This is a genomic window from Acidobacteriota bacterium (assembly GCA_035529075.1).
In the GTDB taxonomy this organism is placed as follows: Bacteria; Zixibacteria; MSB-5A5; order GN15; family FEB-12; genus DATKXK01.
This window is the reverse complement of the sequence record DATKXK010000009.1, coordinates 80,170-96,095: the sequence shown is the minus strand read 5'-3', so window position 1 is coordinate 96,095 and position 15,926 is coordinate 80,170. Positions and strand designations below refer to the sequence as shown.

General features: G+C 60.0%; 13 protein-coding genes. 6 read left to right on the top strand and 7 right to left on the bottom strand.

Going from position 1 to position 15,926, the window contains the following annotated elements; translation table 11 throughout:
* The first annotated feature begins 70 nt into the window (after nucleotides 1-70).
* Together VMY05_02915 and VMY05_02910 are read left to right on the top strand one after the other, a co-directional pair.
* Nucleotides 71-859 carry an ROK family protein gene (locus tag VMY05_02915; GenBank protein ID HUV30033.1) on the top strand — a complete coding sequence of 263 codons (789 nt, stop codon included), beginning with the start codon at nucleotides 71-73 and terminating at the stop codon, nucleotides 857-859.
* Nucleotides 860-911: 52 nt separating this feature from the next.
* Nucleotides 912-2,927 (top strand): thioredoxin-like domain-containing protein, encoded by a 2,016-nt coding sequence (locus VMY05_02910; protein HUV30032.1) that lies wholly within the window; start codon nucleotides 912-914, stop codon nucleotides 2,925-2,927.
* Nucleotides 2,928-3,020: 93 nt separating this feature from the next.
* Here the strand turns inward: VMY05_02910 and VMY05_02905 are convergent, their stop codons facing one another.
* From VMY05_02905 to thpR, 3 genes are all read right to left on the bottom strand, one after another.
* Entirely contained in the window at nucleotides 3,021-5,147 is a 2,127-nt protein-coding gene (locus VMY05_02905) for a S9 family peptidase (GenBank protein HUV30031.1), read from the bottom strand.
* 88 nt (nucleotides 5,148-5,235) lie between these two features.
* Nucleotides 5,236-5,655: a secondary thiamine-phosphate synthase enzyme YjbQ gene (locus VMY05_02900; protein ID HUV30030.1), complete on the bottom strand. Its 420-nt coding sequence runs from the start codon at nucleotides 5,653-5,655 to the stop codon at nucleotides 5,236-5,238.
* The gene (thpR, locus tag VMY05_02895) at nucleotides 5,652-6,209 is read right to left on the bottom strand and encodes an RNA 2',3'-cyclic phosphodiesterase (protein ID HUV30029.1); all 558 of its coding nucleotides are present in this window, start codon (nucleotides 6,207-6,209) and stop codon (nucleotides 5,652-5,654) included. Before thpR ends, VMY05_02900 begins: the two co-directional genes overlap by 4 nt.
* 242 nt (nucleotides 6,210-6,451) lie before the next feature.
* Here thpR and VMY05_02890 point away from each other — a divergent pair, with 242 nt between their 5' ends.
* From VMY05_02890 to VMY05_02875, 4 genes are all read left to right on the top strand, one after another.
* On the top strand, nucleotides 6,452-7,480 hold the full coding sequence (locus tag VMY05_02890; GenBank protein ID HUV30028.1) for a glycosyltransferase family 2 protein: 1,029 nt from the start codon (nucleotides 6,452-6,454) through the stop codon (nucleotides 7,478-7,480).
* Nucleotides 7,481-7,703: 223 nt separating this feature from the next.
* Entirely contained in the window at nucleotides 7,704-8,480 is a 777-nt protein-coding gene (locus VMY05_02885) for a hypothetical protein (protein HUV30027.1), read from the top strand.
* 84 nt (nucleotides 8,481-8,564) lie between these two features.
* Nucleotides 8,565-9,527, top strand: a complete 963-nt coding sequence (locus VMY05_02880) for a GDP-mannose 4,6-dehydratase (protein HUV30026.1) — start codon at nucleotides 8,565-8,567, stop codon at nucleotides 9,525-9,527.
* Nucleotides 9,524-10,834, top strand: coding sequence for a UDP-glucose/GDP-mannose dehydrogenase family protein (locus VMY05_02875; protein HUV30025.1), 1,311 nt, complete (start codon nucleotides 9,524-9,526; stop codon nucleotides 10,832-10,834). Before VMY05_02880 ends, VMY05_02875 begins: the two co-directional genes overlap by 4 nt.
* Before the next feature lie 15 nt (nucleotides 10,835-10,849).
* Here VMY05_02875 and asnB read toward each other — a convergent pair whose 3' ends face one another.
* The 4 genes from asnB to nadE all read right to left on the bottom strand — a co-directional run bounded on the left by asnB (nucleotide 10,850) and on the right by nadE (nucleotide 15,801).
* Nucleotides 10,850-12,868 (bottom strand): asparagine synthase (glutamine-hydrolyzing), encoded by a 2,019-nt coding sequence (asnB, locus tag VMY05_02870; GenBank protein ID HUV30024.1) that lies wholly within the window; start codon nucleotides 12,866-12,868, stop codon nucleotides 10,850-10,852.
* An 18-nt stretch (nucleotides 12,869-12,886) separates the two neighbouring features.
* A complete protein-coding gene (locus tag VMY05_02865) occupies nucleotides 12,887-14,437 on the bottom strand; it encodes a class I adenylate-forming enzyme family protein (protein ID HUV30023.1) in 1,551 nt (516 codons plus the stop codon).
* A gap of 80 nt (nucleotides 14,438-14,517) precedes the next feature.
* Nucleotides 14,518-14,781, bottom strand: a complete 264-nt coding sequence (locus VMY05_02860) for an acyl carrier protein (GenBank protein ID HUV30022.1) — start codon at nucleotides 14,779-14,781, stop codon at nucleotides 14,518-14,520.
* A gap of 54 nt (nucleotides 14,782-14,835) precedes the next feature.
* Entirely contained in the window at nucleotides 14,836-15,801 is a 966-nt protein-coding gene (gene nadE, locus VMY05_02855; GenBank protein ID HUV30021.1) for an NAD(+) synthase, read from the bottom strand.
* Nucleotides 15,802-15,926: the final 125 nt, after the last annotated feature.

Here is a 15,926-nt window from a genome sequence, read left to right as displayed (position 1 = left end):
CAATGACGGCAGACGGTCACCTTCCCGGGTGACCGTTTTTTGTATGCGGAGCAAGGCGCATAGGATTAGAATGAAAACAAACAACTCACTGCTTTCACGTGTCCTCGGAGTCGACATCGGCGGCAGCGGAACCAGGGCCGCACCGGTTGACGTCCGAACCGGCACCCTGTCGGCCGCACCGTATCGCGTGCCGCTCACCGAAAGCTCGACACCCGAAACCGTCATGGCCACCATAAGCGAGACACTGGCCCATTTCGGTTGGTCCGGACCCCTCGGCTGCGGCTACCCGGGAGTGGTCAGGGACGGCGTAGCGAATTCCGCGGCCAACGTCTCGAGCGCCTGGCTGAACGTAAACGTGCGTCAGAAACTAACCGCACTGACCGGCGGCCCGGTGGTTGTGATCAACGACGCTGATGCCGCCGGTTTGGCCGAGATGCATTTCGGCGCCGGACGGACTCGCAACCACGCCGCCGGGGGCACCGTGCTTATGATTACGCTCGGCACCGGGATCGGCAGCGCTTTCTTTCACAACGGACGACTGTTCCCCAACACCGAGTTCGGACACGTCTACCTGCCGCAGGGGATCGAGGGCGAAGCCCTGGCCGCCGGGTCTATCCGGGTAAGCGACGACCTCTCCTGGGAAGACTGGGGTACCCGCGTGAACCTGTACCTTCAGGAGATGGACAAGCTGATCTCACCCGATCTGATTATCATCGGTGGCGGCGTGAGCGAGAATTTCGACCGCTTCAAACCGTACCTGACGGTCAAACCGGACGTCGTGCCGGCTCGAATGGGCAACGATGCCGGTATTGTGGGCGCCGCCCTGGCCGTTCTTCTGCCTGACAGGGAACAAATCTGACCCCGCACCGATTACAGTGGCTACGGACTGCCTAACCACTGGAGCGAAACACATGGGTAGATTTGTAACACTGCGATGGTTCTTGTACGCGCCGGCGTGGATGGTGCTGATCGTAACTCTCTCGTGCACCGGCGGCCATACCCAGCAGCAGTCAGACCCCGGAGACGCGTTTATGACAGACAAGCAGTTGGAAGGGCTCGTTACCGCCCCGGAATTCCCGACGCACCTTCAATGGGTTAATACCGACCACCCCCTGACTCTCAAGCAGCTTCGCGGCAAGGTGGTCCTTCTGGATTTCTGGACGTTTTGCTGCATCAACTGTATGCATGTGCTGCCCGACCTGCGAAAACTGGAAGAGAAATACAACGACGAACTGGTGGTAATCGGTGTTCATTCCGCCAAGTTCGCCAACGAACAGGACACGGAGCAGATCCGGCAGGCAATCTTACGCTATGAAATCGCGCACCCGGTAGTCAACGATTACCGATTCGAGATATGGAACAGCTACGGCGCACGTGCCTGGCCGACGCTGGTCTTGATCAACCCGAACGGCAGGATCATTGGCTCGCACTCCGGCGAGGGAGTCTTTGACGCTTTTGACGGGATCATCGCCCGCGCTGTCGAATACTTCGACAGGAAAGGCGAACTGAAACGGAGCGCAATGGAGCCGTTGTCCGTCGGCGAAGGCACGGAGCCGACAGCCCTGCTTTTCCCCGGCAAAGTCAAGGCCGACACACGAGGCAAACGGCTCTTCATAAGCGATTCCAATCACAACCGCATCATTGTGGCGGACAGGACCGGTGCGGTGGCCGATGTCATTGGCAGCGGCTCCAACGGGTCAGGAGACGGCACCTTTGAAGAGGCCGCGTTCTTCCACCCACAGGGGACCTGTCTCGTCGGCGACATTCTGTATATTGCCGACACGGAAAACCACCTTATCCGTGCGGCGGATCTGAAAAAGCGAACAGTCCGCACCGTACTGGGAACCGGCAAACAGGCCCGACGGTCAAATGTCGGAGGGATCGCCACCGGGGTCGCCCTGAACTCACCGTGGGATCTCGTGGCGCACGATGGCAAGCTGTTTATTGCCATGGCCGGACCGCATCAAATCTGGGTGGCTGACTTGCACACCATGGAAGCAGCGCCGCACGCCGGCTCAGGCCGCGAGGATCGCCTTGACGGGCCGTTGCCGGACGCCGCCCTGGCTCAACCCAGCGGCATTACGACGGACGGCACGAAATTGTACTTCGCTGACAGTGAAGTCTCATCCATACGGTCAGCCTCAATTGCACCCGATGGCACTGTGGAAACGATTATCGGCCATGCCCTCTTCGAGTTCGGTGATGTCGACGGTGGCTGGGAAGAGGCGCGGCTCCAGCACCCCCTTGGTGTCGTATATAAGGACGGGCTCCTCTACGTCGCTGACACCTACAATGCCAGAGTCAAGGTCGTCGACCCGGAGACTCGAACCAGTACTACATATGCGGGCACCGGTGAGCACGGTCTGACCGACGGTCCCGCCGACGAGGCACGCTTCAATGAACCGAGCGGCATCACAACTCTGGATGACGAGCTGTTTATCGCCGACGCCAATAACCATCAGATACGCGTATTGAACATGGAAAGCAGGCAGGTGCGGACGCTGGTCCTTACCGGACTGGAACGATTCGAGCGCCCGTCATCGCCCCGGTTCGCGGGTCGGATAGTCCGGCTGGCTCCCCACCGGCTGCGCGCGGGAAGCGCGGAAATTACGGTCGATGTGAACCTGCCGGGCGGCTGCAAACTGGCCCCGGGAGCACCTACCCTTCTTCACTGGCAGTCCAGCGACGAGGATGTCGTTCAATTCGCCCGCAACGACGGGGAAACCATCAGCTTTCCCTTCAGCCTGCCTGCCCGAACAGCAAGCGGAACGAGCGATCTGACGCTTGAAGCCGTCGTGTACTACTGCCAAGGCGAGTCAAGTGTCTGTCTGCTCGACAATGTGCGAATCCTCGTGCCGGTGACGGTTGACACCGACGGTCCGAGCCGCCTCTCCGTCTCGCTGGAGGTGCAGCGGGCGGAGACGTAACGACCCCGCCCCGGCTGCCGTACGCCCGCATAGACGAGAAAAATACGCCCGGCCGAAGCCGGGCGTATTTCGTTACGATCGCCGTTGTTGATCTCACTCAGTGATGCCGAGGCAGTCAAGTACGAAGGCGTATTCGAAGGCAATCTCTCTCAAGTAGTCGTACCTGCCCGAAGCGCCGCTGTGGCCGGCTCCCATGTTTGTCTTCAGCAGAAGGCGGTTGGACCCGGTGTTCACGGCGCGCAGCCTGGCCGTCCACTTGGCCGGTTCCCAGTAGTGGACGCGAGTGTCGTTGATCCCGGCCGTTATCAGCAGATTCGGGTAGTTTTTCGGCCGCACGTTGTCGTACGGAGAGTAAGACAACATGTACCGGAAATACTCCTCGACGTTCGGGTTGCCCCATTCATCATACTCGATAACCGTCAGCGGAATCGATTCATCCAGCATCGTGTTCATGATGTCGACGAACGGAACGTCGGCCACCACCGCCTGAAACAGATCGGATCGCACGTTCACAACCGCGCCGATCAACAAGCCGCCCGCGCTTCCGCCCGCGACCGCAAGCTTCTCCGGTCGCGTGTACTTCTGCTCGATCAAGTATTCGGCACAGGCGATGAAGTCGGTGAACGTGTTCTTCTTGTTCAACAACCGGCCGTCCTCGTACCACCGCCGCCCCATCTCCCCGCCACCGCGAACGTGGGCAACGGCCCAGACAAACCCCCGGTCAAGATAGCTGATGCGATTGGTCGAAAACCACGGATCCATGCTTATCCCGTACGCCCCGTAACCGTACAGAAGGGTCGGATTGTCGCCGTCCGTGACCAGGCCCTTCCGGTAAACCAGGGAGATGGGGACACGCGTGCTGTCGCACGTCGTGGCGAAAAGACGTTTCGACTCGTAGGCACCGGGATCGTACCCACCCAACACCTCCTTCCGCTTCTTGAGCTCCCGCTCCCTGGTGCGCATGTTGTAGTCGTAGATTGAATTCGGGGTAATCAGTGACGTATAGGTCAGGCGCACGGTCTCGCTCCTGAATTCAGGATTGTCGTGACCGTAGAAAGTATACACCGGCTCGGGAAACGTCACGTAGTGAGTCTCGTCGGCCGCAAGGTCCGTCACGCGCATGGCCTTCAAACCGTTCTTGCGTTCGTAGACGACCATGAAGTCAGCGAACATCTCGACGCCGTCAATCTTGACGCTGTCACGGTGGGGGATCAGTTCTACCCAGTTTTCTTTTCGGGGATCATCAACCGGCGCCGAAAGGAGCTTGAAGTTCGTGGCCTCCTCATTTGTCCAGATGTAAAAACGGTCACCGTGGTGCGCTGCGCCGTATTCCATTTTGGGTTGCCGGGGATGAATCAGTCGAAACCGGCCGTACGGATCATCCGCCCTGAGAAAGCGTATCTCCGTCGAGGTCTGGCTTCCCGCCTCCAGCAGCAGGTATACGTCGGACTTGGTCCTTTCGATGCCCAGCCAGAAGGCGTCGTCATCCTCCTCATAAACGAGCGTGTCTTCAGAAGGATCTGCCCCGAGCCGGTGCCGGTACAGACGGTACGGCCGCCAGGCGTCGTCCGGTACCGTGTAGAACAACGTTTGGTTGTCGTTGGCCCAAACCACGTCGCTGGTGACGTTTTCGATGGCGTCCGGGTAAAGCTCGCCCGAATCAAGGTCCTTGATCCGCAGGCTATACCGTTCAGAGCCGTCGTCGTCCGTGCCGTAGGCCAGGAGCGAGTGGTCAGGACTGACAGCGTACGGCCCGATATCCATGAAGTACTTGCCTTCGGCAAGCACATTGACGTCCAGAAGCACCTGCTCCTGAGCGTCAAGCGAACCCTTCTTGCGGCAGTAAATCCGATACTGCTTGCCTTCTTCCATGCGATCGTAGTAGTAAAAGTCGCCGTGTCTGACGGGAACGGACAGGTCGGTTTCCTTGATACGGGCCTTCATCTCCGCGTACAGCTTTTCCTGGAGCGGTTCGGTGTGTTTCATGACCGCTGCCGTGTATGCGTTTTCGGCCTTCAGGTAGTCGATTACTTCCGGTTTCTCCTTACCCCGCAACCAGGAGTACTCGTCCGTAAGGACGGTATCGAAGATGGTGTCAGCCGTGAGTTCGGTTTTAGCCGCCGGAGGCGTCAACTGCTCCGCCCGTAACAGAGCGATCGCGAGCAGACACGAGACCACCAGGCCCAGCCAGGCCGGCCGGTGTAGTTTTCTGAAAATCATGGTAGGTTTTCCTGTGTGGTTACTGCCTTACTTACCGGTTTCGAATTCACGCCGGCAGCGCCGAGGGAGCTCTGCCGGCGCTTCCTCGCTATTCTCCGATTATCTTCACCAGTACGCGCTTACGACGGCGGCCGTCGAATTCCCCGTAAAATATCTGCTCCCAGGGACCGAAGTCGAGTTCGCCGCCCGTGATCGCGACCACCACTTCGCGGCCCATCACCTGCCGCTTGAGGTGGGCGTCGCCGTTGTCCTCGCCGGTCAGGTTGTGCCGGTACCGCGATACCGGCTCATGGGGCGCAAGTTGCTCGAGCCACGCCTCGTAATCCTCGTGCAGGCCTTTCTCGTCATCGTTGATAAACACCGAGGCCGTGATGTGCATGGCGTTTACCAGGACCAGTCCCTCCTGCACTCCGCTTTCACTGACGCACTTATCGACCTCGGGGGTGATGTTCACAAAGGCTCGTCGAGTGGGAGTGCTGAACCACAGTTCCTTACGCAAGCTCTTCATTCCTTCAGGCTCCTCCTGCCGCGCAATTCGTAAACCGCCTCCTGGTTATGGATAGCACCCTCTGAAGCCAGGTAACTGGAGTAAAGGGAAAAGCGGTCAACCCTGAACGGATCAGTTTTGAACAGGTTGTTGACCGCAAGATACTGCGCCAAACGCCCGGCCGGAGTGTCTTTAATCGTGGCAATCCTCACGTGAGCCGAGAACTTGCGCCCTTCAGGCGCCAGGCCGGAGCGCACCAGGGTGGATTCGACTTTGTTACGAAGGCGAACCAGCACCGGGTTAGAAGCGACCCCCACCCACAGAATCTCTGGGTTCCGCCGGGGAGGGAAAAAGCCCAGCCCCTGAAGCGTTACCGAAAACGGCTCTGCTTCAATCGACTGGAGCGCCTCCTGGACGTCACGGAATACGCCGCCGTCGACCTCGCCTATGAAACGAAGAGTCAGGTGCATCTGGCTTTCCGTCACCCACCGCACCCTCGGCAAACCGAAACAGATCGCCCTGAGCTGCTCGTTGATCCACGCGGGAAAATCTATGGCCACAAATAACCGGTACACGGCAGCCCTCGCTAAGGTGGCGGTCATCCGGGCGACCGGCGAGGTCTCCCGGCATCAGCACGTGCCAGGGAAAATACCGGTTTTCCGCCAGAAGTCAAACGCCTCAATCGGCCCGTCACCGGGAAGCGCCGCAGCATCAACTATCTGCTTGACCACCCGTGGTGGGAGGGCTTTACTATAATCACGCCCGGCGGCTGCCAACTGTCGGCGTCGAGGATCGGTCTCTCAAAAGGAACCCGGCAGTGGATGATTACCCCACAATCACGGTTGTTGTTCCCATACGGAATGAGGAGAAATTCATTGCGCAGACGGTCCGTTACGTGCTGGAGCAGGACTACCCGCAGGACCGGCTTGAGGTGCTCGTCGTTGACGGTGACTCGGACGACGGCACCGCCGAGGTGGTCCGGCAAATCGCCGCTGCCGACCCGCGCGTGAAGCTGCTGCACAACGCGAAACGCCTGTCATCGGCGGCCCGCAACATCGGCGCCCGAAACGCCACTGGCGACATCATCACCTACATCGACGGCCACACGTATATCGACAATGATCAGCTCCTGAAGAACGTCGCCCGGTTGCTCGGCGAGAAGGAGGTTTCAGTCCTCAGCCGGCCGCAGTTTCTGGACACCCCGCACAACAATGTCTTTCAGAAGGCGGTCTCGCTGGCAAGGAAATCAGCCATCGGGCACGGGCTGGATTCGACCATTTATCTTGACCGGGAGTGCCTTGTCGATCCGACCAGCGCGGGCGCCACGTACAGGCGGGAAGTGTTTGAGAAGGTCGGCTATTTCGATGAGCACTTTGACGCCAGCGAGGACTACGAATTCAACTACCGCGTGGCAAAGGCCGGTTTTAAGGCCTTCACCTCCCTGAAACTGGCGGTGTTTTACTACCCGAGATCCTCACTGTCGGCCCTGTTCCGCCAGATGGCCCGGTACGGGACCGGACGCATGCGGCTGGCCCGAAAGCACCCGGAAACCCTGTCACCGGGGACCCTGATCCCGGTGCTGTTTACAGCCGGACTGGTAGCGCTCCCCCTGCTCTCCATTGTTCTCCGCCCGTTCGGATATCTCTTTCTTCTCCTGTACGGGCTGTACCTGCTGATCGTCCTGGCCGCGTCCGCATCGGTGGCCGTCAGGAACGGCCTGGTTTATCTGCCGCTCGGGCTCCTGATATACCCTGCCATTCACCTGGGACTCGGCTACGGCTTTCTAAGCGAATTGATTCGCGCCCTGATCGGCCGCTCGCCGCGTGTGAAGTCAAGGCCCGCGTAGATAGCCTCGACGCACGGCCGGCGCCGTCTGATCACTCTGCACACACCCCCACCACGGACTAACCCGCCTTTTATGCCAACAACTTAGCTTGACCGACCGGGCAGCTGAAGGACGGCAGCTCGCGGCCATGGGTCCGTCAGACGGCTCGCCTTCACACGGCTTCATCGCGTCACACGCGCCTACGGGAACCGGCACGACCGGCCGGGTGTTCGCTTAATAAATGATGAGAGCGCTGTTGAAGATGTTGTTACCTGTTCTCGTGCTGATCGCACAGTGTGCCTCGGCGGGGAGCCTGCAGACAGGCGAGCAAATCCATCCGCCGGGGTATAACCTCTCGCATCGGTACGAGCTCAGCGCTTCGCTGCTGGAGGTCGGCGATACGCTCGTGATCGCACGGATTCTCACGAACGGCGAGGCGTTTACCCTCAGCGGGCTGTACTTCTCCGATAACCTGTCCCCCCGGTTCACGATTGTCTCCAGTTCACTCACGCGAAACGGCACGGATATAGCACACTCGATGCAACGCGCTGCGGGTAACCCGATTATCAGCGGCTTCACCACGTGGTACTGGGTTGTCGATGATCCGGGCGATCCCGGCATGGGTTCAGGTGACGTCGGCACGGGGGATACCGTGCGCCTTGAAATGAGAATCACCAGCACATTGCCGGGTAATTACCAATTGCCCTTTCACACGACCGTCTTCTGGAACGGCCGGACCGGTTTCTTCGCGACCGGCGAACCCGTGGCCGTCCGGTTCCTCCCCGACCCGTCCTGCTGTATCGGGTTGACCGGCAATATAGACTGCGACCCGAAACACGTCATCGATGTGGGAGATCTGACGACCCTTATTGATTACCTTTTCATCAGCCACCCGCCCCTTTGCTGCCCCGCCGAGGCCAACCTTGACTCAGACACCGCCGGCATTGTCGACATCAGCGACCTGGGGGTGCTCATCGATTACTTGTTCTCAGACTTCTCCCCGACCCCCGTGTGCCAGTAACGCGGCCCGTGCCGCCATTACCGATTGACAAGCCGGTGAGAGTCCTTTAGATTTGCCTCTCATTTCGGGCGGAAGGCTTCATAGATGTCATCTGGCGTACTGGTCACCGGCGGTGCCGGCTTTATCGGGTCTCACCTTGTAGATCGTCTCCTGGCGGACGGCGAATCCGTCACGGTGCTTGATAATTTCAACGATTTCTACGATCCCGCCGTCAAGCGAACCAACATGGCCGCCCATCTGGATTACGGCCATTACACCCTGGTCGAAGGTGATATCCGGGACCGGGAGCTGGTAAACGCGACCTTTCGGGCCGGCGGCTTCCGGCAGGTCATTCATCTTGCCGCCATGGCCGGAGTGCAGCCGTCGATCCAAAACCCTTCTTTGTACCAGGAGGTTAACCTGACCGGGACCGCGAACATACTGGAGGCCTGCCGGACGTATGACGTTTCCCACCTCATTTTTGCCTCGTCATCCTCAGTTTACGGCAATAACGAGAAAGTCCCGTTCAGTGAATCCGATCCGGTGGACCGGCCGATCTCGCCGTATGCTGCGACCAAGCGAGCCGGTGAACTGATGACCTTCACGTATCATCACCTGTACGGAATCAAGACGGCATGCCTGCGCCTGTTCACGGTCTACGGCCCCCGGCAGCGTCCCGAGATGGCCATCCACCTGTTCACCGACCGGATATACCGGGGCGAGGAGATTACGGTATTCGGCGACGGCCGTTCCAGCCGGGACTACACTTACGTCGATGACATCATTGCCGGCATACTGGCCGGCCGCACGGCCGAGTACGATTTCCAGATCATCAACCTCGGCTGCTCGCAAACCGTGTCGCTGGCCGAACTCGTCGAAAAGATAGAACATTACCTGGGAAAGAAGGCGAAGATCGTCCACCGGCCGGACCGCCCGGGCGACGTCCGGCGAACGTTCGCCGACACGGCCAGGGCCCGGGAACTGCTCGGCTTTCGCGCCACTACGCCCATTGACACCGGGCTGAAACTGTTTACCCAATGGTACTGCGAAAAGCGAGGGAGACAATGAACGTCTGCGTTGTCGGCACCGGATATGTCGGCCTTGTGGCCGGAACCTGCCTGGCGGATTTCGGGACGAACGTAACCTGTGTCGACAAAGACCGGCAGAAGATTGACATGCTCAACGGCGGCCGCATACCCATCTACGAACCCGGGCTGTCCGAACTCATTCAGCGCAATATCAAGCTCAACCGGCTGAGCTTCTCAACCGACCTCGAAGCGGCGGTGGACCGGTCCCTGGTCGTTCTCCTTGCGGTGGGTACACCTGAAGGCAACGAGGGGCGTGCCGACCTGTCGCAGATCAGGGAAGTGGGCACGGCCATCGCCTCGTGCATGACCGAGTACAAAGTAATCGCTATCAAATCAACGGTACCGGTGGGGACGGCTCGTATGCTGCGGCAACTGATCAAAGACAACCTCAAGCGCGATATCGAATTCGACGTCGTCTCAAACCCGGAATTCCTCCGCGAGGGAGCGGCCGTGAACGATTTCCTCCGTCCCGACCGGATCATTCTCGGCTGCGATTCGGAACGTGCCCTGGCCATCATGCGGGACATGTACCGCCCCCTGTACCTTCTGAAGAAGCCGATCGTCAACACCACCAATGAAACCGCCGAACTCATCAAGTACGCGGCCAATACCATGCTGGCCCTGCGGGTCTCGTTCATGAACGAAGTGGCCAACCTGTGCGACCGCGTCGGCGCCGACGTCTATGACGTGGCCGTGGCCCTGGGGATGGACAGGCGGATCGGACCCAAGTTCCTTCACCCCGGCCCCGGATTCGGCGGGTCGTGTTTCCCCAAGGACGTCAAGTCACTGGTCAGAATCGCCCGCGACAACGCTTACGACTTCAGGATCGCCGAGGCCATCGTTGACGTCAACGCCCGGCAACGCAAAATCGTACTCGAGAAAGCCCGCCGGGTCCTTGGCGCGTTCGACGGCCGGACCGTGACGCTTCTCGGATTGTCGTTCAAGCCGGACACCGACGACATCCGCGAGTCCCCGGCTATGTACCTGGCCGGGGCGCTGCTTGCCGAGGGCGCGGCGGTTCACGCCTACGATCCGGCGGCCATGCAGGAGGCCGGGCGGGCCCTGCCCGGTATCCGGTGCTTTGACGATGCCTACGCGGCATGTGCCGGAAGCGACCTGGTCATTATCGTGACGGAGTGGAACGAGTTCCGCGACCTTGACTTCACGCGTGTCGAACGGACGATCCGCACGCCGAATCTTTACGACACCCGTAACATCTACGATCCCGAGCAGATCCGTTCACTGGGATTCACCTACATCGGTACCGGGCGGGGTGGATCAGAATAACGGGGACTGCTGCCGTCAACGCGCCTTGCCCCGACTCTGACCGGCGGCATCGGTCGCGCTGTCGTCCTGCCAGACGGCAAAGGCTTCACGCGTGGGACAGGCGGGCATGGCAAAGTTATCTATAAACCGGTGCACCAGCAATTGGGTCGAGAGGATGCCGACAAAGGACATATTATCCTTGAACGACAGGTGCGTGCCGGCCTGCCGCCGGCATTTCTTTTCCAGCTTGGCCACGGCCGCCGGATTAAAGATACCCGCCCGGGCGACGGTCGACTCCGAGAGCATCTGGCCGACCCAGTCCGGGGAATCATCCTGAACAAAACTGTTGGAGTCCGGCGCCATGTACGGCTGTTTGACGCGGGCTATGATGTTGGCCGGCAACTCCGCCGCCATGGCCTTCTTGAGCACGTATTTCTCATTGAGACCGAATATCTTGTAGCCCGGCGGGATCGTGGCTGCAAACTCCACTACCCGGTGGTCAAGAAACGGAAACCTCCCCTCCACCGAGTTGGCCGCTGAGACCCGGTCCCCCTGCGACGACAGCAGGTACCCGGCCAGCAGCGATTTGGCCTCCAGATACTGCGCTTTGGCAAGGTGATGCCAGCTCGAAAAGGCGTCCGGCAGCCCTCGCCCAAAAACGGCCGTAGCGTCGTGGCCGGCCACTGCTTGCCCTGCCTCCGCCGAGAAAAAGCCCTTGATCTTGGACGTCGTGTTTATCCGGGGAATGTGCGAAAAATGATAGCTGTCCGGCTGATCGAGGCCTGCCTTGTAGAACTGCTCGAGGTAGTACCGGGCACGGGCGCCGGAGACGGGAAGGGTCGGGTACAGCCGGCGCAGCAACGACGGCCTCCAGGGTGAGTCGGGGTTCTTCGCCCAGAACGAACGGATCAGGGTCTCTTTGAAAATATCGTAGCCGCCCAAGATCTCGTCGGAGCCCTCACCCGTCAGCACGACCTTGAAGTTGTGATCCCTGACCAGTCCGGAAAGCAGGTACAGCGGCGTCGGGGCAGTCCGTACCAAGGGCCGTTCGGTGTGCCAGATGACGCTGGGAAAGGCGTCGGCGATAGTGCGGTAGGTGCAGTGCACGGTATGGTGGTCGGTGCCCAGATACCGGGCCATCTGCACCTGGTACGAGGATTCATCGTACGCCTTATCCTCAAACGTGACGGAAAACGTTTCCAGGCGCGCCTTCGTGAAATGCCGGACGAGGGCGGTGGTCACCGACGAGTCCAGCCCGCCCGACAGGTACGCTCCGACCGGAACATCGGCCCGCAGCCGTAATCGAACGGAGTCAACCAGGAGGGCGTGCAATTCCTCGGCATAGGACGCCACCGGCCGGTGGTAGTCAAACCGGGTCGGAAAGGCCATGGTCCAGTAGCGGCCCTCGTTGAGCCGCCCCTGGCGGATCTCCACGAACGTGCCGGCCTCCAGTTCGTTGACGTTTTCAAACATCGTCCGCGGAGGCGCCGAGGTCCACCAGGTGAACGTCTCGTCAAGAGCTTTCAGGTCCAGCCGGCGGGGAATGGACGGGTTACAGAAGATCGATTTTATCTCCGAGGCAAAATAGAAACAGCCCTCGTGCACGGTGTAGAAGGCCGGGCGAATGCCCAGTCGGTCGCGGGCCAGCAGCAACGATTGCCGCGCACGATCATATACGGCAAAAGCGAACTGGCCGTTAAAGTAATCCAGGCAGTTGCGGCCGTACTCTTCGTAGGCGTGGACAATAACCTCGGTATCAGAGGTTGTGCGAAAACGGTGGCCGCGCTTTGTGAGGTCCTCGCGAAGCTCGATGTAGTTGAAGATTTCCCCGTTGTACGTCACCCAGACGGAGCCGTCCTCGTTGCACAGCGGCTGCGAGCCGCCCTCAAGATCGATAATGGAGAGACGCGCCTGGCCCAGGGCGCAGCGGTTGTCGAAATAGGCGCCGAATTCGTCCGGACCCCGGTGCCGGATGACGTTGACCATGCGCGCGATCAACTCCCGGTCGGGCGGTGCCGGTCCATCGAGATGAAAGTAACCCGCTATTCCGCACATTGTCGTTCATCCCGGGGGTCAGGAGTCCCGGTTCTTCAACGCCATCTTGTTGACTTTGCCGGACTGGTACTTGGGCAGGGCGTCCATGAACTGCACGCGTTTCGGAATCTGGTGGGCCGCAAGCTTCTTTTGGCAGTGGCTCTGGATTTCCTTTTCATCCGCCTGACAACCGGGCCTGAGCACGACCACGGCCCTGATGGCCTCGCCCAGGATATCATCCCTGACGCCGAAAACCGTCGCCTCGGCGACCTTCTCGTGTTCCAGGATACGCTCTTCGATCTCCTTGGCGCTGACCCGGTGCCCGCCGGTCTTGATAATCTCCCGCTTGCGCCCAACGACGTAGAAATACCCGTCTTCGTCAACGCGGGCAAGATCACCCGTGTACAACCGGCCGTCGTGCAGCACCTCGGCCGTCTCCTCGGGCTGATTCCAGTAGCCCAGCATGACGTTGTCGCCCACCACCGTGATTTCGCCCGTCTCGCCCGGAATCACCGTCTGTCCCGACTCGCTCAGGACTTCCACCGTGACGCCTGGCACGGGGATGCCGATCGACCCGAGTTTCTCGCTGAGCTTCTCCGGCGGCAGCCACGTCACGCGCGGCGCGGCCTCGGTCTGGCCGTACATGATGAATATTTCCTTGTGCCCGAAGGCATCCATGAGCTTGCGAATCACCTCCGGGGCCATCGCCCCGCCGGCCTGGGTGAAGTACCTGAGATGCTCGAGCTTGCGCGACGCGAAGGTCGAGTTGTTCAGGAGAATCATGAAGTTCGACGGCACGCCGGAGAAACCGGTCACCTCCTCGCGCTCCATGGTGTCGAGAACCACCTCGGGATACATGAAGCGGTTGTCGATGACGAGCGTCCCGCCGACCGCCACGTGCGTCAGCAGCAGCGAGTTTCCGTAGATATAGTAGAAGGGCAGTATTACCAGCACCGAGTCGTCCGGCGTGAGCCGCAAATACTCCACCGTCGCCAGCGTGTTTGAGACCAGGTTCAGGTGCGACAACATGACGCCCTTGGAGGAGCCGGTGCTTCCGGAGGTATAGAAAATGGCCGCCAACTCGTGATGGTGCGTATCGTCCCCGGCACTCTCAGGCACGGCCGGCGGGTCGACTCTGACGTCCCGGACGCCGATCTCCTCGAACGTCTCCACCGCCACCGTGGAGCCCGGCACCGCAACCGGCTTGTCCGAAACAAGCAGCCTCAGCGACAGGTTGTCGCCGAGGATCCTGCCCAGGTGCCGCCGGTAGCGACCCTGGACCAGCAGCACGCTGGCCTGGCAATCCGCGAGGATGAAGTTGTGGTTCTCCGGCCCGAGCGAGGTGTCCAGCGGCACCGCCACCAGTCCCGACTCGAAGACGGCAAAAAACGATACCGCGTAGTCGATGGAGTTCTCGAAGAGAATCGCCACCCGGCTGCCGGGAGCCAGGTTGAGTTGCTGCAACCGGGAGGCCAGCCTGGATACGGCCGACCACAGTTCCCCGAAGCTGATTCTCTGCTCCTGGTGTATCAGGGCCGCCTTGTCCGGAAATGTGGCGGCCGTTCTGGTCAGCAGGTCAATAACATTCATATCACGAGCAAGTTTGCCTGCGGCTTCAACTCCTCCGAAGTGCGATACGGGGTACAGCCCGCGGTTTCAAGCGGGCGCGATCACTGCTGCTTGCGGCCGATGTACGCTGCCAGGTTATCGACCGAGTCGAGATTGGCGGGTACCATCTCCTCGTCGTCCACCGTTATGCCGTACCTCTCCTCGAGAAAAGCCGTGAGTTCGAGTACGCCGGTAGAGTCTATTATCCCCTTCTCCATGAACGAGTCGTCATTGGCGAACGCCTCCGACTCGTCACCGAACAAGAACGTCTCGAAAACAAACTCGCGTATCTGCTGTCGGACCGTGTCGATATCCGTTGCTGCCATGTGGTGTCCGTATTCTTCCTTTGCTGTAACGTATCCTTTGCGCCCGCCGCCGCGTCAAACGGCCTCGAGCGGGTGCAGCCTGAGGTATTCAGTAGCTACGATCTTCCGCGTAATGTTGGCGTAACCTCTCTTTACCTGTTCTTCGGTCAGCCCCAGGACGGCCGCCGCGTCGGCCGGGGGGACCTTGTTCTCCATGGCATACCACAGCATATCCATGGTGTAGAAATCAAGCCCGAAGAAAAACTCCTCCTGCGTAACGTCGGCGCTGTATGTGTCGGTTGTCGGCGTGCGCCTGACAATGCTCTGCGGGACGCCAAGGTACTCGGCCAGCTGGAACACCTGCACCTTGAACAGGTGCGCAATCGGCTTGAGATCGGCCCCGCCGTCTCCGTACTTTACGAAGAACCCCTGCATGTGCTCGTCCTTGTTGCCGGTCCCGACCACGGCGTAGTTCCTCTTTTCGGCATGATAGTACAGGGTGGTCATGCGCAGGCGCTGCTTGAGATTGGAGGCCGCGACTACCTGAAGGTAGGCCTTTAGCGGCAGCCGCTTCGTCTCGACCCGACCGTCGGGGTCCTGGACCGTAAGCTGGAAGAAATTGAAGGTGTCCTTATCCAGGATGTTGGACGGAATGGTGATCTTTGACTTGTACCCTTCCCCGAACTCCGGAAACACCTGCCTGATGGCCTCATCCCGCCGACGATAGCATCCAAGACCGTCCAGCCCGCCGCCGATATCCTCCTTGATCGTCTCGAAATCGAACGCCGCCGCCAGTTCACGGGCGAGCTGCTCGCTCTCAGGCGAGGAGTCGGTATCCGGCATCATTATGCCGATAACGCGATCCGGACCGAGTGTTTTCGCGCACAGAGCCGCGCAAACCGAGGAGTCTATACCCCCCGAAATCCCCACCACGGCACCGCTTTTCCTGATATCCTTGTGAATCTGCCGCCGGATTACCCGGCCCAGTTCCTCGGCGACCTGCCCGGCGTCTATTCTCAGGCTATCCTTTGTAAACCTCAATGATGCGTTTCCCCTTATATCTCGTAGTGAATGTGCTCAGCCTAAGGTGCTCAACAAAATAGCCAATTGGCGCATAAACACAACCGCAAAAACGCGCCTGGCCGGATCTTCTCGACCGCCGATGC